The organism is Sphingobacteriales bacterium (assembly GCA_016700115.1).
In the GTDB taxonomy this organism is placed as follows: Bacteria; Bacteroidota; Bacteroidia; order Chitinophagales; family UBA2359; genus UBA2359.
Genome location: CP064999.1, coordinates 461,428 through 485,689 on the forward strand (window position 1 = coordinate 461,428; position 24,262 = coordinate 485,689).

General features: G+C 41.3%; 16 protein-coding genes. 8 read left to right on the top strand and 8 right to left on the bottom strand.

The features are described 5' to 3' along the window. The first annotated feature begins 146 nt into the window (after positions 1-146). Positions 147-953: a M48 family metalloprotease gene (locus IPM47_01705; GenBank protein QQS29693.1), complete on the top strand. Its 807-nt coding sequence runs from the start codon at positions 147-149 to the stop codon at positions 951-953. A gap of 45 nt (positions 954-998) precedes the next feature. Here the strand turns inward: IPM47_01705 and IPM47_01710 are convergent, their stop codons facing one another. Next, entirely contained in the window at positions 999-2,141 is a 1,143-nt protein-coding gene (locus IPM47_01710) for a PD40 domain-containing protein (GenBank protein QQS29694.1), read from the bottom strand. 189 nt (positions 2,142-2,330) lie between these two features. On the opposite strand from IPM47_01710, the gene IPM47_01715 reads away from it, so the two are divergent. The 3 genes from IPM47_01715 to IPM47_01725 all read left to right on the top strand — a co-directional run bounded on the left by IPM47_01715 (position 2,331) and on the right by IPM47_01725 (position 6,363). Then, the gene (locus IPM47_01715; GenBank protein QQS29695.1) at positions 2,331-3,374 is read left to right on the top strand and encodes a tetratricopeptide repeat protein; all 1,044 of its coding nucleotides are present in this window, start codon (positions 2,331-2,333) and stop codon (positions 3,372-3,374) included. 128 nt (positions 3,375-3,502) lie between these two features. Then, on the top strand, positions 3,503-5,422 hold the full coding sequence (gene thrS / locus IPM47_01720) for a threonine--tRNA ligase (protein ID QQS29696.1): 1,920 nt from the start codon (positions 3,503-3,505) through the stop codon (positions 5,420-5,422). A gap of 374 nt (positions 5,423-5,796) precedes the next feature. Next, on the top strand, positions 5,797-6,363 hold the full coding sequence (locus IPM47_01725; protein ID QQS29697.1) for a translation initiation factor IF-3: 567 nt from the start codon (positions 5,797-5,799) through the stop codon (positions 6,361-6,363). A gap of 26 nt (positions 6,364-6,389) precedes the next feature. On the opposite strand, the gene IPM47_01730 is transcribed toward IPM47_01725, so the two are convergent. The 5 genes from IPM47_01730 to IPM47_01750 form a co-directional block, all read right to left on the bottom strand. Further along, the gene (locus tag IPM47_01730; protein ID QQS29698.1) at positions 6,390-6,827 is read right to left on the bottom strand and encodes a hypothetical protein; all 438 of its coding nucleotides are present in this window, start codon (positions 6,825-6,827) and stop codon (positions 6,390-6,392) included. Between the two features lie 251 nt (positions 6,828-7,078). Next, entirely contained in the window at positions 7,079-9,151 is a 2,073-nt protein-coding gene (locus tag IPM47_01735) for a T9SS type A sorting domain-containing protein (protein ID QQS29699.1), read from the bottom strand. Between the two features lie 74 nt (positions 9,152-9,225). Beyond that, positions 9,226-9,705: a T9SS type A sorting domain-containing protein gene (locus IPM47_01740; protein ID QQS29700.1), complete on the bottom strand. Its 480-nt coding sequence runs from the start codon at positions 9,703-9,705 to the stop codon at positions 9,226-9,228. Between the two features lie 147 nt (positions 9,706-9,852). Beyond that, a complete protein-coding gene (locus tag IPM47_01745; GenBank protein QQS29701.1) occupies positions 9,853-11,895 on the bottom strand; it encodes a PKD domain-containing protein in 2,043 nt (680 codons plus the stop codon). Positions 11,896-11,960: 65 nt separating this feature from the next. Then, on the bottom strand, positions 11,961-16,172 hold the full coding sequence (locus IPM47_01750) for a T9SS type A sorting domain-containing protein (GenBank protein ID QQS29702.1): 4,212 nt from the start codon (positions 16,170-16,172) through the stop codon (positions 11,961-11,963). 542 nt (positions 16,173-16,714) lie between these two features. Between IPM47_01750 and IPM47_01755 the strand changes: the two genes are divergently transcribed. Then, on the top strand, positions 16,715-17,014 hold the full coding sequence (locus tag IPM47_01755; protein QQS29703.1) for a transposase: 300 nt from the start codon (positions 16,715-16,717) through the stop codon (positions 17,012-17,014). Between the two features lie 105 nt (positions 17,015-17,119). Continuing rightward, complete coding sequence (locus IPM47_01760; GenBank protein QQS29704.1) at positions 17,120-17,308, top strand: hypothetical protein; 189 nt, start codon at positions 17,120-17,122, stop codon at positions 17,306-17,308. 42 nt (positions 17,309-17,350) lie between these two features. Here the strand turns inward: IPM47_01760 and IPM47_01765 are convergent, their stop codons facing one another. Beyond that, complete coding sequence (locus tag IPM47_01765; protein ID QQS29705.1) at positions 17,351-19,762, bottom strand: hypothetical protein; 2,412 nt, start codon at positions 19,760-19,762, stop codon at positions 17,351-17,353. Positions 19,763-20,011: 249 nt separating this feature from the next. Next, positions 20,012-20,866, bottom strand: a complete 855-nt coding sequence (gene folP, locus IPM47_01770; GenBank protein ID QQS29706.1) for a dihydropteroate synthase — start codon at positions 20,864-20,866, stop codon at positions 20,012-20,014. A 422-nt stretch (positions 20,867-21,288) separates the two neighbouring features. On the opposite strand from folP, the gene IPM47_01775 reads away from it, so the two are divergent. After that, positions 21,289-22,536 carry a DoxX family protein gene (locus tag IPM47_01775; protein ID QQS29707.1) on the top strand — a complete coding sequence of 416 codons (1,248 nt, stop codon included), beginning with the start codon at positions 21,289-21,291 and terminating at the stop codon, positions 22,534-22,536. A gap of 221 nt (positions 22,537-22,757) precedes the next feature. Continuing rightward, positions 22,758-24,005 (top strand): competence/damage-inducible protein A, encoded by a 1,248-nt coding sequence (locus tag IPM47_01780; protein QQS29708.1) that lies wholly within the window; start codon positions 22,758-22,760, stop codon positions 24,003-24,005. The last annotated feature ends 257 nt before the right edge of the window (positions 24,006-24,262 follow it).

A 24,262-nucleotide genomic window follows, 5' to 3' on the forward strand; every position in this document is an offset into this window, starting at 1 on the left:
AAAAAAGTCGTATATAAGCTAATAGATTATTTCCCCCTGAATTAGCTCGACCCTCAAAGTAACACAAATTGTGCGGAAATTGCAAAAAGGCAATTTGAAGCATAAAAAGACGTTTTAGTCAAACCAACTGTAAAAAGTATAAAACTATGTCAAACGCACGAACAACCGGTTTTCGGGGAGGCTTGGTGGTAGCCGTTATCATGGCGATTTTTGCGCTAATTCGCTATTACTCCAGTTCTGAGTACAATCCCGTTTTGGGCGAAAAGCAGATAGTTGCGTTATCTGTAGATCAGGAGATTGCCTTAGGTCTGCAAAGCGCACCTCAAATGGCACAACAACACGGTGGGTTGCATCCTGACCAAAAAACTCAGCAATACATTAAGCAGGTCGGCCATAAAATTGTGTCCTCATCCCTGGCAAAGTCTTCTGAATACGAATTTGATTTTCATTTGCTTGCCGATCCTCAAACCGTTAATGCCTTTGCTTTACCGGGGGGGCAGGTTTTTATCACGTTGGCATTGTATAATCAATTAGAAAATGAAGATCAGCTTGCCGGTGTTTTAGGACATGAAATCGGGCATGTCATTGGCAGGCACTCTGCACAAAGGATTGCCAAGCAACAGTTGGCCGAAGGGTTGAGCGGAGCCGCAGTTTTGGCTACCTACGACCCCAATAACCCTGCAACAACCCAAACCGCACAAATAGCCGCCGTTATCACCAATCTGGTTACCATGAAATACGGCCGGGAAGACGAGTTGCAATCCGATGAACTGGGTGTGCGGTTTATGAGCGAGGCCGGATATGATCCAAATGCCTTGATTGGAGTTATGCAGATTTTAAAAGCTGCCGCAGGCCCAAACCGGCAGCCTGAGTTTTTCAGCTCGCACCCCGATCCTGACAATAGGGTTGAAAATATCAAGGTGGCGATTGACAAATATTATACCGGTAAATAGGCAACTGATTTTAACTCAAATAAAATCAACCGTTCCTGAAACAGCTTATTCAGGTGCTACCCAATCGGCAATAAACACGTTGGTATCTCTGGTTCCGCCGTTGTTCCGGTTTGAAGAGAAAACAATCCTTTTACCGTCCGGCGAAAACATGGGGAACGAATCAAAAGCCGGGTCAAAGGAAATTTGCTCCAGATTTTCGCCGGTAATATCTATCATAAACAGGTTGAATGGAAAGCCCCTGCCTTTTGTATGATGATTGCTGGTAAAAATGATTTTTTTGCCGGACGGGTGGAAAAAAGGTGCCCAGTTTGCGCCGCCGAGTTTGGTAATCTGCCGGAGATTGTCGCCATCTGCATCACACACATAAATTTCCATATTGGTAGGTGCGACCAGATTCTTCGACAACAGGTCTTTATATTCAGCAACCTCTTCCGGTGATGTCGGTCGTGAAGATCTGAAAACAATACTTTTGCTGTCGGGAGAAAAGAATGCACCCCCGTCATATCCAAGCTGATGGGTTATTCTTTTTACATTTGAACCGTCCACGTTCATCACATACAAATCTATATCGCCGTCACGGGTAGAGGTAAAAACGATTTTGCGACCATCGGGTGAAACCGTTGCCTCTGCATCATAGAAATTGTTTTCGGTTACCTGTTTAATGATTTTACCGGACATATCGGCAAAGTAAATCTCATATTCAGGGTATAAGGGCCACACATATTTCCCGAGTTTTCGCCAGTCAACTGTTTCGGGACATTTGGGATTGCTCTTGTGCGTAGAGGCGTATAACACAGATTTTCCATCGGGCAAAAAATAAGAACAGGTGGTTCTGCCGGAGCCTGTACTAATCAGTTTTGGGTTGAAAACTTCATCCGCTTTTTGTGGAATAGCGGCATGGTAAATCTGATCACATTCAATCCCCTTCGCAGGGTTTGCTATCTGAAGGATTAATTGTTTGTTGTCGAAGCTAAAATAAGCTTCCGCATTATCGCCGCCAAAAGTCAATTGCCTGATATTTGAAAAATATTTTTCATTTGGATGAAGCAAAGCAGAATCTGCAGAGCTCCAAACAACCTGAGATTTAACCTTGTTACACGACATTAAAGTGTCATCAACTGCAGGATTGAAACAAAAATAAACTGCGAAAATCATTAAAACCATAGAATGAAACGGATACTTAAACATCTTGACTTGTTATAAAACGATAAAAAGAGGTAAAAAATGGTAATTTTGCAGGCCGGTTAGTAAAATATGCTTTTTGTTTTATTGAATGTGTATGGTCACAAAACGGGCGCAAAGTTAGTCAAATTGCCGGTTTTTTTGTTTCATACAACTGAAGTACCTGCTATTTGAAGAGTATTAAATTACGATTTCATGACAACAATCAAGCAAATACTATGGGTTTATCTGGCCTGCTTAGCCTTATTTCTGAACGCCTGTAAGAACAATTCAGAAGTGAACAATCCGGCACCCGAAATTGACCAAACAAAAGAAGAAGAAGCCGCAGCCATTCGGGATATACCGCAGATAAAGTTGTTGACAGACAGAATTGCCAGAGATTCTGCCAATGCAGAACTGTTTTTTTTAAGAGGTAATATTTACCTCAAAGCCAATATTCCAAATTTGGCCATTGCAGACTTCTACCGTTCCTTAGCCCTTGATTCGGTCAACAGTTCTTATTATCTGGCAGCAGCCGAAGTGTTTTTTGAAAAAAACGATTTGACCACTGCCATCCGTTTGCTCGAAAAAGGGCAGACCTTGTTGCCGGATAGCATGAACCTGAAAACAGAACTGGGTAAATATTACTACTATATACAAAAATACGATACCTCCACCAACCTTTTAAAACAGGTAGTATCGGCACAACCCCAACTTGCGGATGCCCATTTTTGGCTGGCAATGAATTACCGCGACCGGAACGAAGAGGCTAAAGCCATCGAACAGCTCAAACAAGCCATTAAAGCCGATGATGCTTTTTACAATGCCCATATCATTCTGGCTAATTTATTGGCTAAAAATAACAAACCCGAAGCTCTTGCCCAATTCGACAAAGCCATTGCTCTCGATTCTTTAAGTATCGAAGCCCGTTATGGAAAAGCGCTCTTTTTGCAAAACTCGGGCAAAACCGAAGAAGCATTGAACGCCTACCGGCAAATTGTTTTGGTGGAGCCGCAACATGCCGATACACATTACAATGTAGGGTATATCTACTTTAACCGAAATGATTACGAAACGGCCCTCAAACATTTTAATATGGCCATCAGGGTTTCGCCGGCTTATGCCAAAGCCTATTATATGCGCGGATTATGTGCCGAAAAAACCGGAAAAATCACTGATGCCAAAAACGACTACCAAAGCGCACTGAGATTTGACCCAAAACTTACCTTAGCTCAGGAAGCGCTAAATCGGGTACAATGAGTAACTTTGCATCTTATTTTTGTTTACCATCAACCCATAGTTTTTTATCCAATCCTCCGAGCCTGAATTTTCAAAGGCCGGTGATTTAAATTAGTGTTTAGCACGAACTTTTTCAAAGACACAACAAAATGATTAACATTACCTTTCCGGATGGCAACATCAAACAGTATCCCGCAGGAATTACAAGCGCTGAAATAGCCAAATCTATCAGCAACAGCTTAGAAAAAAAAGTATTGGCCGCCAAAGTAAACAACGAAGTATGGGAAACCTCCCGCCCTATACATACCGACTCGAGCATCGTTTTTCTGACCTGGGACGACAAAGAAGGAAAATCTACCTTTTGGCATTCTTCGGCACATTTAATGGCCGAAGCGATACAAACCATATATCCACAGGTAAAATTTACGATAGGCCCTCCTATTGACAACGGCTTTTATTACGATATGGACTTTGGCGGGCATGTTCCAAAAGCCGAAGAGCTGGATCAAATTGAAAAACAGATTCTTAAACTTGCCGCTCAGAACAATCCCTACCAAAGGCGCAATGTAACCAAAAAAGAAGCCCTTGATTTTTACCAATCCAATGAATATAAAACCGAACTGATCAACGACCTGACAGACGGTGAAATCACCTTTTATCAGCAAGGCAGTTTTGTAGATCTTTGCCGGGGACCTCATCTTCCGCATACCGGGTTTGTCAAAGCGGTAAAACTGCTGAATATTGCCGGTGCATACTGGCGTGGCGATGAAAACCGCCCCCAACTGACGAGGATTTACGGAATTACCTTCCCAAAACAACAGGAATTAGACGATTACCTGACTCTGCTGGAAGAAGCCAAAAACCGTGACCATCGCAAATTAGGCACACAATTGGGGTTGTTTGCCTTTAGCGACCGCGTAGGGCAAGGGCTTCCTTTATGGCTGCCCAAAGGTGCAAAACTTCGCGAACTGCTTCAGGACTTTTTGCGCAACGAACAAACCAAGCGGGGTTATAAAATGGTATTATCTCCCCATATCGGAAAAAAAGACTTGTATGTTACCTCCGGGCATTATGCCAAATATGGGAAAGACTCTTTCCAGCCCATTCACACTCCGAGAGAAGGGGAGGAATATTTTCTCAAACCGATGAACTGCCCGCACCATTGCGAAATATACCGCACCCAACAATATTCCTACCGCGACCTGCCTCTGCGTTTGGGTGAATTTGGAACGGTTTACCGGTATGAGCAAAGCGGTGAACTCAACGGACTGTTGCGCGTAAGAGGGTTTACTCAAGACGATGCCCATATCTTTTGCACGCCCGAACAACTGAAAGATGAGTTTAAAAACGTGATTGACCTCGTTACGCTGGTATTCGGCAAACTCGGGTTTAAAGAGTTTACTGCTCAAATCTCTCTTCGCGATCAGGAAGACAGAAGCAAGTATATCGGATCGGATGAAAACTGGGAAAAAGCAGAAAACGCCATCATGGAAGCCGCCGGCGAAAAAGGGCTGACCACCGTAATCGAATACGGTGAAGCCGCTTTTTACGGACCAAAATTGGACTTCATGGTCAAAGATGCGCTGGGACGCTCCTGGCAGTTGGGAACAATTCAAGTGGACTATAATCTTCCCGAACGCTTTGAACTCGAATACATCGGCAGCGACAACCAACGCCATCGCCCTGTCATGATACACCGTGCTCCGTTTGGCTCTTTCGAGCGGTTTATTGCCGTGTTGATTGAAAACTCTGCCGGCAACTTCCCGCTATGGTTAGCCCCTCAACAAATTGCTATTTTACCCATCAGCGAAAAATTTACCGAATATGCCGAAGCGGTGTTAAAACAACTGACCCAACATGATTTCCGGGCAGAAATAGACTACCGTAGCGAAAAAATAGGAAGGAAAATCAGAGATGCCTCTATCCAAAAAATCCCCTATCAACTCATCATTGGTGAAAAAGAAGCCGAAGAACAAACGGTTTCGGTACGCCGGCAACAGGAAGGAGATAAAGGCTCCATGTCAATGGCTGAACTGATCCATCTAATGACAGAAGAATTGAAAGATTAAATTGAACCAAGACCACTGAATTTGGTAAGCAGAGCCGTAAACTGCCTGCCAAACCCGTCCGATTGATTAAAAGCCCGCTTTTACTGATTGGCATCGGCCTTGTTCATTGAACTATACCTCAATTTTGATGATTTAACCACTTAAAAACAGGCTAAAGAACGTTTTTTTTGGGCAAATGCCCATAATTTGGTGTTTGTGTTAAAAAATGATGCAATTTTGCACCAATTAAGGAACTGTACTTTTAACTTTGAAGTTAAACCAATGTTTATTGATATAGTTAAACAATCCGGTTTTATTAAAAAGGATATTTTGAGTACTCCTTTTAAGTAAAACCAACTCAACCACAACAATTTTTTTATTAAATTTTAATTTGATTGGCAAAATTAGTTAAACCCGGTTTTAAAAAACCCGCCGATAGCGGCAAGTTTGAATATCGTATTAACGACGAAATACGAGTGCCTCAGGTTAGGCTTGTGGGCGACAATGTTGAAGAGGGCGTTTACCCCATTTCACAAGCTTTGAAACTGGCAGAAGAAAAGGAGTTAGACCTGGTAGAAATAGCAGCAACAGCAACCCCTCCTGTGTGCCGGATTATTGATTTTAACAAGTTTTTGTACGAAAAAAAGCGCAGGGAGAAGGAAATAAAAGCCAAAACCCAAAAAACGGTCATCAAAGACATCCGCTTTACCCCGAATACCGATGACCATGATTTTGAATTTAAAGCCAAACACGCTGAGCGCTTCCTGTCAGAAGGCGATAAAGTAAAAGCTTTTGTACAATTCAAAGGGAGAGCTATCGTATTCAAAGAAAGGGGTGAGTTGTTATTGCTTAAATTTGCTCAACGCCTTGAAGATTTTGGCGTTTTGGAAAAACTCCCGGTTTTGGAAGGGAAAAACATGATTATCTTCCTCTCTCCCAAAAAAAAGAAACCGACTACCTAATCCCAAAAAATAGCCAAATTTATACCTTACCTTTTACCGAAAAACCTTTTATAAACAGGTTTTCGCAGGGCAAACTGTGCATACAACAAGGGATAAAGCACCCATTCCAATAACTTACCTTTGCCTTTATAGGTGATAAAGTCGCTGATGATGGTTCCCTTTCCGTTTGGATTTGCCTCTATCCCATGTATATGCTTCCAATAGGTGAGGAAGAAGGGCAATTGTTTTCCTTCATCTATAAAAGCCATACCCGAATCCGATTGTTCTGAATGAGTAATTACACTTATCCATTTCTGCCCCAAGCCTAAATTCAGGTGAACCTCATCCCCTGCGTTACAACCGTCAAAACGAACCAAAGTAATGGGGACAAGCGGTGGCTTCAGCGCCAAAAACAAGTCGCGGTTAAACCCTTTGATAACAGTTTGAACATCCTGACCGACTAAAGTGATAATTTTGATGTGCATAAACAACAATGATTGCCTTGTTAACAAACAAATGGAAAAACCACTGTAACACAAGGGGCAGGGAATTGTTTGTTGGTAATTCATTCCTACCAAATTGGAGATGATTGCCTTAAAGACTGTCTAATATCAATTATGGGTAATTTCGCCCTTTAACCATAAAAATCGCATTATACATTCAAGCTTGAAAGGATGACCTGATTGTAGAAAAAATGCATACTACCTACCCAAATGCTGAAAGGTTTTTTTCGACCCTATCTCACCACCGCCACCTTCCCCCGCGCCACAACACCTCCTGCCTGCTCCACCACATACAAATACAACCCCTCCGGCAGATGTGCCACCGAAACGGTTTTGCTCGTTTCCCCTGCGGAAAGAGTAGTTTGCAGGACGGTCTGACCGGTGAGGGAGAGAAGTTTTACCCCTAAATCCCCTGTTACCCCCCAGCCCCCTGAAGGGGGAGTTTGGCCTTCTGTAAAGGCAAAGGTTAGGGTGTTTTGGGCAGGGTTGGGATAAACCTGCAACATGCTCTGTAATTCCCCTCCTTGGAGGGGTTGGGGTGGGTTTCCTACCGTTTGAACAACAACATCCTGCGAATACACCGAAGTATCTCCACAAACGACGAGGGTGAGGGTAACGGTGTAGCTGCCGTTTTCTTCGTATTCGTGAGTGGGGTGTTCTGCCGAAACCGGCTGGCTGCCGTCGCCGAAATCCCAAACATAGTAGCCACCCTGCTCGGTGTAGCTGTTTTGGCTTAGGTTGGTAAAGATGATAGCACCGCCGAAATCCTGGTAACTAAATTCTGCCTGCGGATTGGGAACAACGCCGAAACAGATGGATTGGATTTGGGTGGAGGTATCGTTGCAAACGATGGCTTGCAGGGTAACGCCGTAGATGCCCTCCGTCTGGTAGGTGTGAATGAGCGTATCTTGGGTGCAGGGGGCGTAGCCTTGCCCGCAGAGGTAGGGCGGGCTGCCGTCTCCCCAATCCAGCACGTAGTATCCGCCGTCTATGCTATCGGGATAGGCGTATTGGCTTTGATTGGTAAACTGGAAGCGGGCGGGCAGGTTGGGGTCTTGCGAAACGGAAAACGCCGCCTGCGGAAGGGTGAGCAAGCCCATGCAGTTGGTTTTGACGATATAAGCCCCACCAAGAGACCACAGTTCAGAATTAATTGTTTCAATAGTATCTGCGCGACCCACACAAATATAGCCTCCTAAAGGTTGAGGAACAGGTGTGAAATTATAAAAGTAATCGTGCGATATCCCATAATCAAACAATCGAGTCCACAAAGGTTCCCCATCACTACCTCGTACTTTCATAATGAAAGATTTCCAAAATACACCTATATTCTTTATATTGCCAATACAAATAAAATCCTCTCCAATTTTATGACATTTGACCATTTCACCCCTGTAACTATCAGTAAAATACTGCTTACTCCAAATAGTATTTCTTGATGAATCCAATCGCAACAAAGTTGCATACAACCTGTTGTTATTGATCGGATTTGGTATATTGCTCGCCCCGGCAAGTAAAAAACCTTCATTGTTTGTAAATATAGCGTCTGTTAATCTGTCTTCAAATCCAACGCTAAAAGTCTCACTCCATTCGATTAGACCGTCAGAATTGATTTTTAAGATAGCAAAATTACCTAAATAAAAACCAGTATTTACATTTACATCTGCAAAAGCAAATACACCACCATCTGAAGCGGGAAGAAGTTTATGTATAGTATTACGATATGGATAAGAGCCATAATTATTCCGCCAAACCACCTCGCCATTAGTCATTTTCAGCAACCACATTTGAGTAGGAACAGTGCTTAAAAATGCCTCTCCGCCAACATAATAAGTATTGGTTTCAGGATAATGATGCATACATGCTGCATCACCTTGATATGGGAACTGTTGAAGATTGTAAAAATTGAGCAAATTTCCGTCGAAATCCACCTCCATCAAGTATTGAGTGTCATGAGTTTCGTAAGTTATCGGATTAACTACACCATTATTCATCCGACCACTAATAGCGAAACCTGTTGGAGTTTGGATTAAGTCTCTAAGAACAAAATCGCCGTAATCTTCTCCAAAATTGAACGATATTGTGTCTTCTATTTGATCATTGGTAAAAATCAATTTTACTTTTTCAAAACTGGTAGGATCATTACTGTGACCTAAACCTAATATAACATTATTCCCATTGTAATACACAATTTCATGTATGCTTTGAGCAAACTCTGTTTTTATGTTTTTTTCAAAATACTTATGCTGCGCAAAAATTAGTTTTACTAAAAAAATGCATACCAATACAATTATTAGTCTCCACATGATATGAAATTTAAACTTTAGTGAATTAAAAAAAGACCTTGCTTTATAGATAAGCAAGGTCTTTAAAAAAATCGCTATTTACTGATAATTGTAAATTTACCAACATTAGGCATATTGCTATTGCCTTTGATGTGGTAATAATATAGCCCGCTTGACCAGTTACCAATATCTAAGGTAAATACGGACTTTTTGTTGTCTAATGAACTTTCCATTTGTAGATTACCCCGGGAATTAAAAATCTGTAACTTATAGTTTGTATTTTTTTCAGGAAAATACTGAATAGAAAGTATATCAGTTGTAGGATTGGGATATACAATTACCTTCGGGTCTTTTACAACATTTTTATTTTTAAAATGTACATTCCAGTTTCCTATATTTTCGGCTATTATTGAAGGAAGTTGAGGCAAGGCAAGTATTATTTCTTCACCGAATGCTGTATATAGCATTACTCTTGCATCCATTGCGGCAAGGGTGTTGGTCGCCGCAATTTCTCTTATCAAAGCTTCTTCTTCGGAGGTAATATCGAGGTAAGTTCGGTTGATTTGAGAATCCATAATTTTTTACAATTTGGTTCGTACAAATATAGTTGTTTTGATAATTGCCTGTATTTACCAAACCTCATGGTTTTGGCAAAACTATGAGGTTTTAAACACCCTGCCATTCAGGTTTTTCACTTTTCACTTTTAGTTTTTCACTTTTCACTATCTCACCACTGTCACCTTGCCCCGCGCCAAAACAGCCCCACCGTTCTCAACCACATAAACATACAACCCCTCCGGCAGATGCGCCACCGAAATGGTTTTATGGGTTTCGCCTTTGGCGAGGGTGGTTTGCAACATGGTCTGACCGGTGAGGGAGAGGAGTTTTACCCCTAAATCCCCTGTTACCCCCCAGCCCCCTGAAGGGGGAGTTTGGCCTTCTGTAAAGGCAAAGGTTAGGGTGTTTTGGGCGGGGTTGGGATAAACCTGCAACATGCTCTGTAATTCCCCTCCTTGGAGGGGTTGGGGTGGGTTTCCTACCGTTTGCACGACCACCTCCTGCGAATACACCGAAGTATCGGCACAAACTACTACCGTCAGGGTAACGGTGTAGCTGCCGTTTTCTTCGTATTCGTGAGTGGGGTGTTCTGCCGAAACCGGCGGGCTGCCGTCGCCAAAATCCCAAACATAATAGCCGCCTTGGGCAAGGTAGCTGTTTTGGCTTAGGTTGGTAAATATGATGGTGCCACCGAAATCCTGGTAACTAAATTCTGCCTGCGGATTTGGAGCGAAGCCGAAACAGATGGATTGGATTTGTGTGGAGGTGTCGTTGCAAACAATGGCTTGCAGGGTAATGCCGTAGATGCCCTCTGTCTGGTAGGTGTGAATGAGCGTATCTTGGGTGCAGGGGGCGTAGCCTTGCCCGCAGAGGTAGGGCGGGCTGCTATCGCCCCAGTCTAAATGGTAGTATCCGCCGTCTATGCTGTCGGGGTAGGTGTATTGGCTTTGATTGGTAAACTGGAAGCGGGCGGGCAGATTGGGGTCTTGCGAAACGGAAAACGCCGCCTGCGGCAGCGTGAGCAAGCCCATGCAGTTGGTTTTGACGATATATACATCGGCACCTGACACCGGTTCTGTACGACCTACACACACAAAACCGCCCAAAGGTTGCGGAACGGGGGTGAAACTGTAAAAATAATCGTGCTGTACCCCATAATCATAAAAACGCACCCATAAAGGTTCTCCATCGCTGCCGCGAATTTTCATGATGAAGGCTTTTGTAAAACTGTTGACCGTATCGCGTTTGCCTCCAATACATATAAAGTTGTCGCCATCCTGAATAACCTTTCCTATGTATCCACCTCCTGAACTTTCAGGAAAATAAATTTTATTCCAAAGTTCATTTCTAAGAGAATCTAAACATAGTAAAGAAGGATATTTCTTACTATTATTTACAGCACCCGGCAAATTGCTTCCTCCGGCTATTAAAAAACCTCCGTTATCTATCTGCAAACCATCTGTGCATTGATCTTCAAATCCTATGCTATAAGTATTACTCCACTCTTTATCGCCCAAGGCATTAATTTTTGCCAAATAAAAATTCCCAAAATAAAAAGAAGGATAAACATCTACCATGCCTACTGCATAAACCCCGTTGTCAGGTGTTGGTAGTAGTTTAACTATCGCATTCAAGTGGTCATAATCATCATAATATCTTCGCCAAACCACTTCTCCGTTGGTCATCTTGATGAGCAACATTTGGGTACTGGTACCGCTATACCAGGTATTCCCGCCTATATAGTAGGTATTGGTTTCGGGGTAGTAGAGTAAGGCAATGGCACCTCCTTCATAAGGGAATTCTCGTAAATCGTAATTGTTCAGGATGTTGCCCTCGTGGTCTGTTTCTAAAAGGTAAGGGTAGTCATAGGTACTTCCCATCCAATCATTCCTCCATCCGCATATCGCATAACCAAACGGAGTGGGCTGCATATCCTGACCAACAAACTTTCCTGTTCCATCTCCATAAAATACAACAGATGTATTTTCAATGAGTTTATCAGTGAAAAATAAAAATACCTTTTCGCTTTCGCCCGGATTAATAATTGTTCCCCCTCCAATAAATATCGTTGTGTCATTAATATATTCTATTTCGTGTCCGCTTTGTCCCCAACCCCATGATATACTTTTTTCAAAATATTTTGATTGCCCGTTTGCCATTAAAAAACAAACGAGCATGCCAAAGAATATAACTATATTTTTAAGCATGGTTTTTAATATTTAAAAGTGCTTTTGCTACCACAAAGGAGGCAAAAGCACCTTGTTAAAATATGTCACTTGATTACTACAAGCCGGTTGCTGACAATTACATCTGTATTTGTTATGAGGTTGTAATAATAAACCCCACTCTTCCAGCTACTGATGTCAATATTTAGTTTGCCTCCACTTTTCAGATTTTTGTTATACACACTTATTCCTATAGAATTATAAAACACAATCTTTGCTTCTGTACTATCTGATAAATTGTAATCAATATCTATGCTTTGATAAGCAGGGTTAGGATATACATTGATTACTTTTGAATTTGAAGAGTTGTTCTTAAACTGCAATTGTAACTGCGAAATACTCTCGGCAATAACTTGCGGAAACAGGGGTAGGTTTACATAAATTTCTTCGCCATAGCCCATATAGAGTGCTACCCGAGCGTCCATAGCGGCCATAGTTTGGCTTTGGGCTATCTGGCGCAGTAGTGCTTCCTCTTCCGATGTTAATTGTCGCCATGTTCGGTTGCTTTGGTTGAGTTCTAATTCCAAATCAAGGAACTGCCGGTAGCGTTGTTCTTCTTCGCTTGTTGTAGGCAAGGTGTTTCTAAGTGCTTGCGCCTGAGTGTAGTTTTGCGTTTGCAATGCCCATGTAATCAATAAGCGTTTGGCAAAATCGGTATTAACGCTGTTTAATAATGTTATGGCGGCTGTGGTATCTTGTTCTTCAGACAAATAGTACCAGTATCTTTTAAATAAGACATAGTTTCTTTGCCGCTCCTCTTCTAACTCTTCAATCATACCTTCGGGTATTTCCTGCCAGGTATGGCAGCTTACACTACCGGATAATGTATAAACACACTCATCAGATTCAATAACATTACCTCCGCCGGGAGGTGGAGAGTCTAAAATAGAGGGTAAGAGTTCGGGGGTGCCGGGGCGGTAGTTATAGGTAAAGGCATCATCTATCACCGATACGATGTCGTACAACCCCAAGGTGCTTACAAAAACATTGTCGGCGGGGTTGGGGAAAAACGGATCGCAATCCCCTTGGTCGTCTAAAGCGCCTATAATGCTATTGGGTGTATCGTCTTGCAACAGCCAAGGAGCTACATTGGAGATAAATTGGTTGCAATACAAGAAAGAACCTATGTTGTCGCCTATAAGCCATGCACCCACCAAATTATCTTGCAATACACATTCCTGAGCGATATTGGTTTCCCAACTGTTGTTGAGCAGCAGCAGGGCAGCACCGGTGTTGTTGATATGGTCGTTGTAGATAGAAAATCGGGTACTTACGGCGCAAATACCAAAATTATCGGGCGAATTTGGCCACAAACCTGTTATATGGTTACTATTAGTGCTAACCCTGCCGCCAAAGGCTTGGATGGCAAAATTGCAATAAGTAAATGTGTTTTGAGTAACAGTAAATTGGTCGGTACTGAAAGGAGAATTAGCGGCAGAAATTCCAACTCTGCAATTTTGAAAAGAGTTATCCTGTACTATCCAGCTATTGGCATAAAAACCTCTGATACCATATTTCAGATTGCCAAAAGAATTATTATTAACAATTCGCAATCGGGCATACGCTTCGCCGTAAATACCGGCTTCGCTTTGGAGCGGCATCATACCGGGCAACACATTAAACGGATATGGTAGTGCGCCGCTATTAAAACCGGTGCCTTCTATCTGCGACCAAAGCGTACCAAGCGGCGGCGAGTTGTTGAAATGGCTTAAGTTGATACTTTGAAAGCAGGCTGTTAGTGTACCCGCTTGGGTGCGTATTACCCCTCCCGATGAGTTAACGGCAACTCCTGAATTTGTAGCTTCCTGCAATAAAATCGGGGTTAGTGTTTGACAATAGGGGCTGTTAGGGTCGGTACATAAGGGGTCTAATTCTATAATAATCTGATTTGCCATATCATCTACATCTAAAAGCGGCAACCGCATACCTGCCATACCGATTATGGCTTCGGATAGACGAAGATCGCCGGTGCATTGCAATACGCCATAGTTAGGTAAGCCATCCAGTTCAATCATGCGTGGGTTGCCTTTTCCGGGTCCAACGACTTGTATGCCCTGCCAAACGGTGTTGCATAGTCCGCTCATGACTACGTTCATTTGTATTTGTAAAGTAGCTCCTTGTTCTATAATAATGCGTCCTTTTGAACCAAAACGCAAATCAATATCGAGCAACGTAACTGTAACGCCTCTTGGAAAAATAATGTCGGTATTTATTCTAATAATACCATCAGTTGCAGCACCGAAAACGGTTTCCAATTCATTATTGCCCACACCTGAACTCCATGTACCGGTACTTTGCACGACATAAGCCATATTGTCATATACCATCGTTAGTCCGTTAGAGTTTTGGTCTATCAGGAAATCGGTGTCATGAAGACAACAGGCAAGTTCGTAGGGGTTGTCAATTATTTCGGGAGTATCGTCTTCAGGTGGCGGGCAGCAAAGCGCAACGGTGGTTACTTCGTTTAGCGTTTCCGAACAGCCCCATTCATTGCTCACCTCATATAGGATAAGGTAATTACCTTCTATACCGGCAATAAAGGTATAGGGGGCAATGAGGTCTGCATCGTTGCCATTGGGGTCTATTATTGTTAGCACTCCATCGGGCGGTGTAAAGTTGAGTTGTATCACATCACCAATACAATATTGTGGTTGCAAATCGTCTATAACAGGCATATCGGGCAGAGGGTTTACGATTATAGCAACATCGTCGGTAGTGGAACAGCCGTTAACATCGGTAACGGTTACTGTGTAGGTAGTAGTTACGATAGGACTGACTGTAATAGACTGACTTAATTGGCCGTTGCTCCATAAATAGGTGTTGCCACCGGTGGCAGTGAGTGTGATTTCCATGCCAAGGCAAATAGCTTTGTCGTTGCCTGCGTTAGCAATGGGTAGCGGGTTTACTGTTACTGTTACATCATCGGTGGCAGTGCAACCGTTGTTGGTATCGGTAACTGTAACAGTGTAATTTGTAGTAGTAGTTGGGGATACGGAGATAGTTGGGGTTATTTGTCCGGTACTCCACAGGTACGTGCCCCCGCCTGTTGCGGTGAGAGTGGTAGTTTGTCCAGTGCATATACTTTCGTCTGCTCCAGCGTTGGCAGTGGGTAGCTGGTTTACATTTACAATTACATCATCTGATGCCGTACATTCGTTGGCTCCTGTAACGATTACGGTGTATGTGCTTGTGGTAGCAGGTGTTATTGTAATGGTGGCTGAGGTTTCACCAGTGCTCCAACTAAAATTTATGCCTCCTGTTGCGATGAGAGTGGCGGGATCACCTGAGCATATGGTTTGGTCATCACCTGCGTTAGCAACTGGTAGCTGGTTTACCGTTACAATTACATCATCTGATGCTGTACATTCGTTGGATCCTGTAACGATTACGGTGTATGTGCTTGTGGTAGCAGGTGTTATTGTAATGGTGGCTGAGGTTTCACCAGTGCTCCAACTATAATTTATGCCTCCTGTTGCGATGAGAGTGGCGGGATCACCTGAGCATATGGTTTGGTCATCACCTGCATTAGCATTTGGTAACGAGTTTACATTTACAATTACATCATCTGATGCCGTACATTCGTTGGCTCCTGTAACGATTACGGTGTATGTGCTTGTGGTAGCAGGTGTTACTGTAATGGTGGCTGAGGTTTCACCAGTGCTCCAACTATAATTTATGCCTCCTGTTGCGATGAGAGTGGCGGGATCACCTGAGCATATGGTTTGGTCATCACCTGCATTAGCATTTAGTAACGAGTTTACATTTACAATTACATCATCTGATGCCGTACATTCGTTGGCTCCTGTAACGATTACGGTGTATGTGCTTGTGGTAGCAGGTGTTACCGTAATGGTGGCTGAGGTTTCACCAGTGCTCCAACTATAATTTATGCCTCCTGTTGCGATGAGAGTGGCGGGATCACCTGAGCATATGGTTTGGTCATCACCTGCGTTAGCAACGGGTAGCTGGTTTACCGTTACAATTACATCATCTGTGGCAGTGCAACCGTCGGCATCGGTTACTGTTACGATGTAAGTGGTGGTGGTTATAGGATTGGCTGTTGGGTTAGCTACATTTGTATCATTTAATCCATCAGATGGCAACCATATATAGTTATAATTAACAATTGGGTTTGTGCCAATACTAATGGTGATGCCATCATTACATTTTTCCACATCAGGTCCGGCGAAACCGGTAGATGTGCTTTGGCAACAACAACCTTCAAATAAAAAGTTAACAATAGAATTATTTATTTGCACACAAGGTACATTGGGTGTAGCGGTTGCAGTTGCAACTATGTTTATTGGAAACTGTATTTCTTCAGGTAGGCTACATAAAATATTTAACTCAAGAACTAAATTAACGTGAGGTTGGAATTAAATTTAGATAAATAATAGTGGGGAATAGAAAAAAGAGGTTGTGGTTGATATAATTTTGAGTTTGGAAAAAAAATCACCAACCAACAACCCCTCTATTCTTTATGCTTCTTGTTATAACAAAACAAACTGGTATCGTTGTACATAGAGATTGACGATTTATTGCTTGACTATACTAACTGCAATCAATCACACTGTATTTTGGGTCATAAACCTCGGGACGAAAGCTTGGTTTAAGTCCATCGGAAATAGCCACAATTCTTGTATTTTACCAATTATCCGGTTACAAAACTTTTCAATACTACTATGAACAACTCATTTTGGGCGAATTTAACCATTATTTTCCGAAAGCCCTGGCTATAAGCACTTTTTATCATTGATACACAAATGCTTGCCGGTATTAGTGCTTTGGATGTTACGTTCATGTGAAAAAGCCCTCAAAACAGGCTGTTACTTCCATAGACGCAACCAAATTACCGGTATGCCATATACATCGTCAAAGCCAAAATCGGGTGTTTAAAGACATCGCTGCCAAAGGTAAGACCTCCACAGGTTGGTTCTTTGGCTTGAAGTTGCATTTAGTCATCAACCAATTCGGAGAAATTGTTAAGTTTGCGTTTACTGCTGGAAATGTGGCAGACAATAACCACAACTTGCTGCGCTATCTGTTGGGCAACTTGCAGGGCAAATGCGACAGACAAAGGCTATTACACCAAACTCTTTGACGAATTTGTTAAACAAGGTTTACAACTTATCCTAAAACCAAAGAAGAACCGTAAAAATCAATATCCCGCTTTGCCTAAAGGTGTCTCTCTCAGTAAAAAAGAGCATTGATTGAATCGGTAAATGATATTCTGAAAACAGTTTGCAATTTAGAACACACAAGACATCGCAAACCGGAAAACGCTGCTACACATTTTATGGCTGCGCTAATTGCCTATCAACACTTAGATAAAAAACCATCTGTTTTTATCCCCAACGAAAATAATTACACAAACACCATCCAATTTGTTGCTTAATATCACTTAATCCCTTGTAAAATAAGGCTCCAATTTCCAACCTCACGTTAAATTAGCACAAATACCGGGGGTTAGAAGCGTTTGTGCTTGTCCAAATTCGTCAAAATCGCCTTCATCGTTAAAAGCAAGGCTATATGTTGAAGAAAGATTTTGAGCTTGTAAGTCAAGTAATATAGAAGTTGCCGGGCTTTCTTCGTTCAAACAGATTTGGTAAGTTATAGCAGCCTCATTATTTATACAATCGTATTGGGGGGTTCCGTTTATATTAATAATGGGAACACAAGATGATTGAACAATAACATCATCTATAAATATACCGCAAATAGAACCTTCAGTATTTTCCGGATAAGTAGCGTCGGCCACGAATAATAGATGTTCAATGTCTTCTGTAGTGTTGTTTATCCACATAATTGAATAAGTTTCAAAGGGAGGGGCTAAAGTCCAAATTCCACTTGGATAATTGACTGTAGGAACAAGAATAGCACATTCAGGCAAATTGTTTGTAATAGGGTACGCAGTTGCGTTACATAATGGAATTTCAGTAGCAGGTGGACAACTAATGAAACTTGTGGGGTAGTTATCTGCCACTCCATTGTAATTTATAGGTATTATTGTTGCCGGCGTACAATTTTCAGGAGAAGTATTAACAGCAAATATTCGCAATAGTCCGGAAACATCATTTGGTAATAATGAACCGGAGGATGCTTTAAATCCAATGGTAATAGTACAACCAGGGCTGATTGGATGCGATAAAGGGAAAGATCCATTTTCTCTAAACAAACTGGCATCAGAGTTTAACTTTACGGCTAAATGAAGATTTTGATTAATGCTAGGATTCAAGGGAAAAATATCAGGAGAAAGATGTTGATTATCAAAGGGATATCCAAATTGATTGAAAAATTCATCTATTTGTTCTCCATAATTACCTACTCCATGTGTAAAATCTTCGAAATTGCCATAGCATACAAGGTTACAGTCCACCGAAGCACATTCCATGGGAATTGGGTTGCTCATAACCAATATGTTTACAAATCCGGTTTCACATTCGTTATTACAATTAACCGAATAGCAAAAATAGTAATTACCCGGAAGCAGTGCGGTTATATTAAATAGTGAATTATCAGTATCATGATCTACCAATAATCCACTTTGACCAATAAAATTTGTTAGAACACCACAATCGGGTAGAAAATCTACTGTAACACTATTGGAATAGATGTCATTCTCTAGTAACTCATCATGCGTAATAGTTAAAGTTGGGCTTTCAGATATGACAACGATAAAATTCTCGTTATTTATTAAAGAAATACAATTACTATTACTACAGCCTTCTGACAACATAGGATATCCCAGATTGCAGAGTATTTCTAGTTCTGTTAAGGTTATTATTCTTCGTGTTTCTGCCAAATCTATTACCGGGTGCATTACGTAGTCATCTGTATTTGAAATCCCTGCTTCATCTTTACAATCAATCTGCAAATGGCTTAACCGATTTCCCATATCAGGGGATTCTGATAAAGTGCGATTTATAGGTGCTAATACTGAACTGCCATTTGGTGAAAATACTACATTAGTATTGCAAGAACCATATAAAGCACTCGGAACTATTGAAGCATAGTTAAATATGTAAGGTTCACAACAGCTACCAATTAATATATCTTCTACAATTAGAGGTACATTGTTTGTTGATTGTATTTGATAAAGAAAGGCATCCCACTTTGAAAAAGTGGCTGTTCCCTGTGTAGAGGTAGGTGCTCCAGTGTTGCTTATTCTTGATGCAAAACCTAATATATGTAATGCTTCATGCAATGCTACAGTATATAAATCATATTCGTTAGCTGCCAAATTAGGTGTTGTAGAATTTAAATCTTCGTCCAAAGTGTGCCAATTATAAGTATGCTCGATCTCAAAGTGTTTAATCAACAAGAAACCGTGTTCAAAATTTTCAGAAAAAGCAGTTCCATTCATAGCATCAACGATTGTAATATTGGATAGCCCACAAGTTGAACCATTCCAAAAAGGGCTACCCCCGCCTAATACAATGTCACTACCACTTTCAGGCAAGCCATTAGCTTTAATAACTGGTATAGTAATTGTCCCAGTATAACTCATTAAACTAGCAATATAATGAAATACTGAGCAGATGGTTTCTTGTTCTTCTACTGTCCACGAAGTACCGCTCTCTGCGGTAAAGACTAAATTAAAAAAATTACTGTTACTACAACTACCCCCCATTAATTGGACGTTATTGGTGTTATTAATCAATTCGCTCAATAAATATGTATTACCAAAACGATCATAAAAAATTGGACCATCGCATTGTTCTATGTGCGGTATAGGAGCGCGCAAAATCGAACCGCAAAAAGAATTTTGCCCCATTAACACATTACCCCCCCCCATATATATAGGGAAAGCGATACGAACAATACCATAGCTTTGTGAAAAAAGCTGCATTGAAATCTAACATGTTGTTTCATGTTTTTTTGAATTTAAATTAAAAACAGGTTTGTTTTTTTGATGAAAATAATACCCAGTGTTGTTAAATTCCCAATTGCGTGGTAATGTACAAAAACGCATTATTAGTTGTAATGAAATAATTAGAAATAAAAAATGATTTCTGAGAATTTCAGTTTTTAGAGATGTGGAATGAACAGAAGCTACACAACGAAAATGATGTTATTCAACCGATATGCCCCCTAACCTTTACTCACCATAAGCCTTCATCAATTCCACCACCTCAACCGCCTCTCTCACATCATGCACCCTGAGAATAGATGCTCCGTTGAGCAAGGCCAAAGTATGTAAGGCAGTTGATCCGTTTAACGCTTTATCGGGATTAACACCCAATACCTTGCAAATCATTGATTTTCGCGACACACCGGCCAAAATGGGTAGCCCCATCAGTTTAAAAGTATGGAGATTCCGCAGCAGTTCGTAATTATGCCCAACCGTTTTACCAAACCCAAATCCCGGGTCAATGATGACATCTTTGATTCCTAAATTTCTGATTTCATTTAACTTTTGGATAAAAAATTGCATCACTTCCCGAACCACATTTTCATATTCAGGTCTATTCTGCATGTTTTCCGGTTTTCCCTTCGAGTGCATCAAGATATAGGGTATTCCTAATTCTGCAACCATAGGCAATAATCCCGGATCTATGCTGCCTGCTGAAATATCATTGATCATACCCGCACCGGACATAAAAGCCTCCTTTGCTACTTCAGCTTTAACAGTATCTGCCGAAATAACCGCCTCCGGAAACCGTTTTGAAATCGCTGTAATTGCCGGAATTACCCTGGCAAGTTCTGTCGAAGTATCAATGATGGCAGCACCCGGACGACTTGACATCCCACCGACATCAATAATTGCCGCACCATTGTTCAACATCTGTTCAGTCTGACGCAAAAGTTCTGATTCGGTAGAATACTTCCCTCCGTCATAAAAAGAATCAGGGGTAACGTTCAAAATGCCCATAATTGCCGGACGGCTTAGGTCTAATAACTTCCCCCTGCAATTAAGGGTGCGATGTTGCGATAGTAATGTATTTTTGTCCATATTCCCTGTTTTACTCATTTTTTTGTCTTCCTCTATAGTAATACTTTTGATTTTCAACTAAAAGATTAGTTATAGTGTTACCTTTGATTAACTTTGCAACACGATTAATGCCCAAAATAATCAAACTAATAATGGTCTGTTTATTTGAACAATTATATTTATCGCCTTGTTGGGAAAAACAGCCCGCGCCAGAAAGGACATACCCTGTCAAAGAACGGGTTTGTAACAAAGTAAGGGTTGATTTTATGGCCGATATCTGTTAGAAAAACAAACATCTTTACCATGTATGAGATCGGTGTCTAAATGATAGAAATCTCTTTGTTCAGTCTGGTTTGGAAATTTATTTTAAGTAAATAAACACCCCACCTCTTTTTTTACCCTTGTCAACAAATTTATTCATTTTCAATAATCAACCGTAAAACATGACTATATACAAAATCTTCGCCATCACCGCAGTCATTGCGCTCGTCATTTCGCTGATTGCCGCAGCAATCAAGCGCCCAGCAAGCATCTCAGAAGTGTTGGCCGGTTTTATCCGTTATTTTCTCGGTGCTTTTTTTATTTTTTCGGGAGCGGTAAAAGCAGTTGACCCTTTAGGCACCGCTTTTAAAATGGAAGAGTACTTTCAGGTGTTTGGTCAGTATCTACCTGCCCTTTCAGGATTTTGGGAGTTTTGGGAAAATCTGGCGTTTCCGGTATCGGTCTTTATGATTGTGTTGGAACTCGTCTTGGGTGTGGCTTTAATTTTGGGTGCGATGCCAACCATGACCTTATTTTTATATGCTGCCATCATCGCCTTTTTCACCTTTCTCACCGGTTTTTCTGCCATTACCGATAAAGTTACCGATTGCGGTTGTTTTGGTGATTTTCTTAAACTAAAACCCATCACCTCGTTTTACAAAGATATCGTGCTTTCAGCTTTGGTTGTTGTGCTGATTTTCTGGCGCAAACACATCCGTCTATTGCTGAATAATCGTATTTCTTATATTGCGTTGGTGGTAATTACATTAGCCTCTTTAGGATTTACGATGAGCAATTATTACAATCTGCCCATTGTCAATTTCAGAGCTTATAAAGTTGGAACCGACCTGTTAAAAGGGAAATCAACGGAAGGGTTAGATGAAGGGCTTATCAAAACTTATTATACCCTGACAAAAGTTGGCTCAAACGAAACCAAAGAAATTGAAAGCAAAGAATATACTTCAAGCGGTATTTGGCGGGATTCAACCTGGGTGATTGACAAAGCTAAAACCCGTCAGGAAGTTGTTCGCGAACCCGAAATGCCCAAGATTAAAGACTTTATCGTTTTTAACCGCAACGAAACCGATGTGGCCGATTCCCTGCTTTCGATAAACGGATTTCACCTCTTTGTTACTTCCTACAGTATTGACAAATCGAGTGCCGATGGTTTTAAAAAAATAAACGAACTCGTATTAAAAGCTGCTAAAGACGGTATTCCAACCAATGGTATTTGTTCCGGCAATTTAGATAGAGCCGATGAACTCGCCGATAACTTATACAAATTCCATACTTTGGATGCTACTCCAATTAAAACATGGATGCGCTCCAATCCCGGAGTTACGTTGATGGAAGGCAGTACAATACGCGGGCTTTACCATTACAATCATTTGCCTTCTTACGAAGAACTGAAGAAAATGATGAAGAAATAAATCAACTTCTTTGTGCCTGATAAAGAAACACCAAGTAAATGCACAAAGAAAAAAAGATTTGCACAGAGTAACACTGAGTAATTGCACAGAGTACCACAGAGTATTCTTTGTGAAACTTTGTGGTTAGCTTTGCGAAACTCTGCGTTAAAAAACAATTGAAAAATACACGTAGAGATAAACTAACAGGAATTGTTAATACCCGAATATAACGCTATACAAATATGCGCTGTACCATCATCACCATTGGCGACGAAATCCTGATCGGACAAACCATAGATACCAATTCTGCCTGGATAGCCACAGAATTAAATAAAATCGGGGTAAATATTTACGAAATTCTTTCAGTTGCCGACAACGCCGAACATATAAAAAATGCGCTGGACCGAGCTATCATATCTTCTGATATCATTTTGACAACCGGCGGACTTGGACCCACCAAGGACGATATTACCAAAAATACCCTTGCAGAATATTTTAGCGTTCCAATGGTATTTAATCAGGAAATTTGGGATAGTATCGAAGCTTATATGATTAAACGGGGACGACCTGTTTTAGACAGTCTGAAAACAATGGCGGAACTGCCCGAGAACTGCGAAGTGCTTAAAAACGAACGAGGAACAGCCGCCGCTATGTGGTTTAATGAACGGGGGAGAATTATTGTGTCCATGCCCGGTGTTCCGCATGAAATGAAAGATTTTGTCAGTCGGGTAATTATTCCGAGGTTAGAAGAGCGATATCAGCTTCCTGCTCTTGTACATAAAACCATCATGTGTGCCGGTTTGGGTGAATCTATCATTGCCGAAAAAATAAAAGACATTGAAAGCAACTTGCCGGATCACATCAAATTGGCATACCTGCCAAGTTATGGAATTGTCAGGTTGAGGCTGAGTGGTAGCGGTACGATACAGCAAGATTTGGAAAAAGAAGTATTAGGGTGGCGGCAAAAAATTGACGATATTTTACAACCGAAATACGCTTATGGGTATGACGAAATGGAGTTATCCGAAGCAATCGGCATTTTACTGACCTCAAAAGGGGCTACAGTTTCGACTGCCGAAAGTTGTACGGGCGGGTTGATCGCCCATAAGTTTACAGAAATAGCAGGCTGTTCGCGTTATTTTAAAGGGGGGGTTGTTGCATATTCCAACGAACTTAAAGAATCTTTGTTGGGTGTAAATCCGGAAACCCTTCAAAAATACGGGGCTGTCAGTGAAGAAACGGTCAGAGAAATGGCAGACGGTGCTCTAAAAAGACTAAAGACCGATTATGCAATTGCTGTTTCCGGAATTGCAGGGCCAGACGGAGGGTCAAACGTTAATCCGGTAGGAACCGTTTGGATTGCTGTGATCAATTCAAAAAAAGAAATTACAGCAAGCAGATTTTCATTTTCACCCCATAGGCATATCAATATTGAACTTTCGGCAAACTATGCCCTCAACCTGCTTCGCCGGAAAATTCTGGAAGTATAAGCAGCCTGTTTCTACTCATTCCGGTTTGTAGTTTTCGCAAAGCATTTGCAATCATTGTGTTTTATCAAATCTGTATTTTGTTTCCTGACTTTTTTTGCTCCTGCTAATTAGCACCGGATTGATTACCAAGCTTTAAAATATTGGTCAATCAACTGCTACCCTACTCTATTTATCTTCAATTTTAATGGAGATGCTTAAAGTTACTCTCTTTTTTATGCCTTTTTTAGGCATAGAATTACGGCTTTGATTTAGATTCT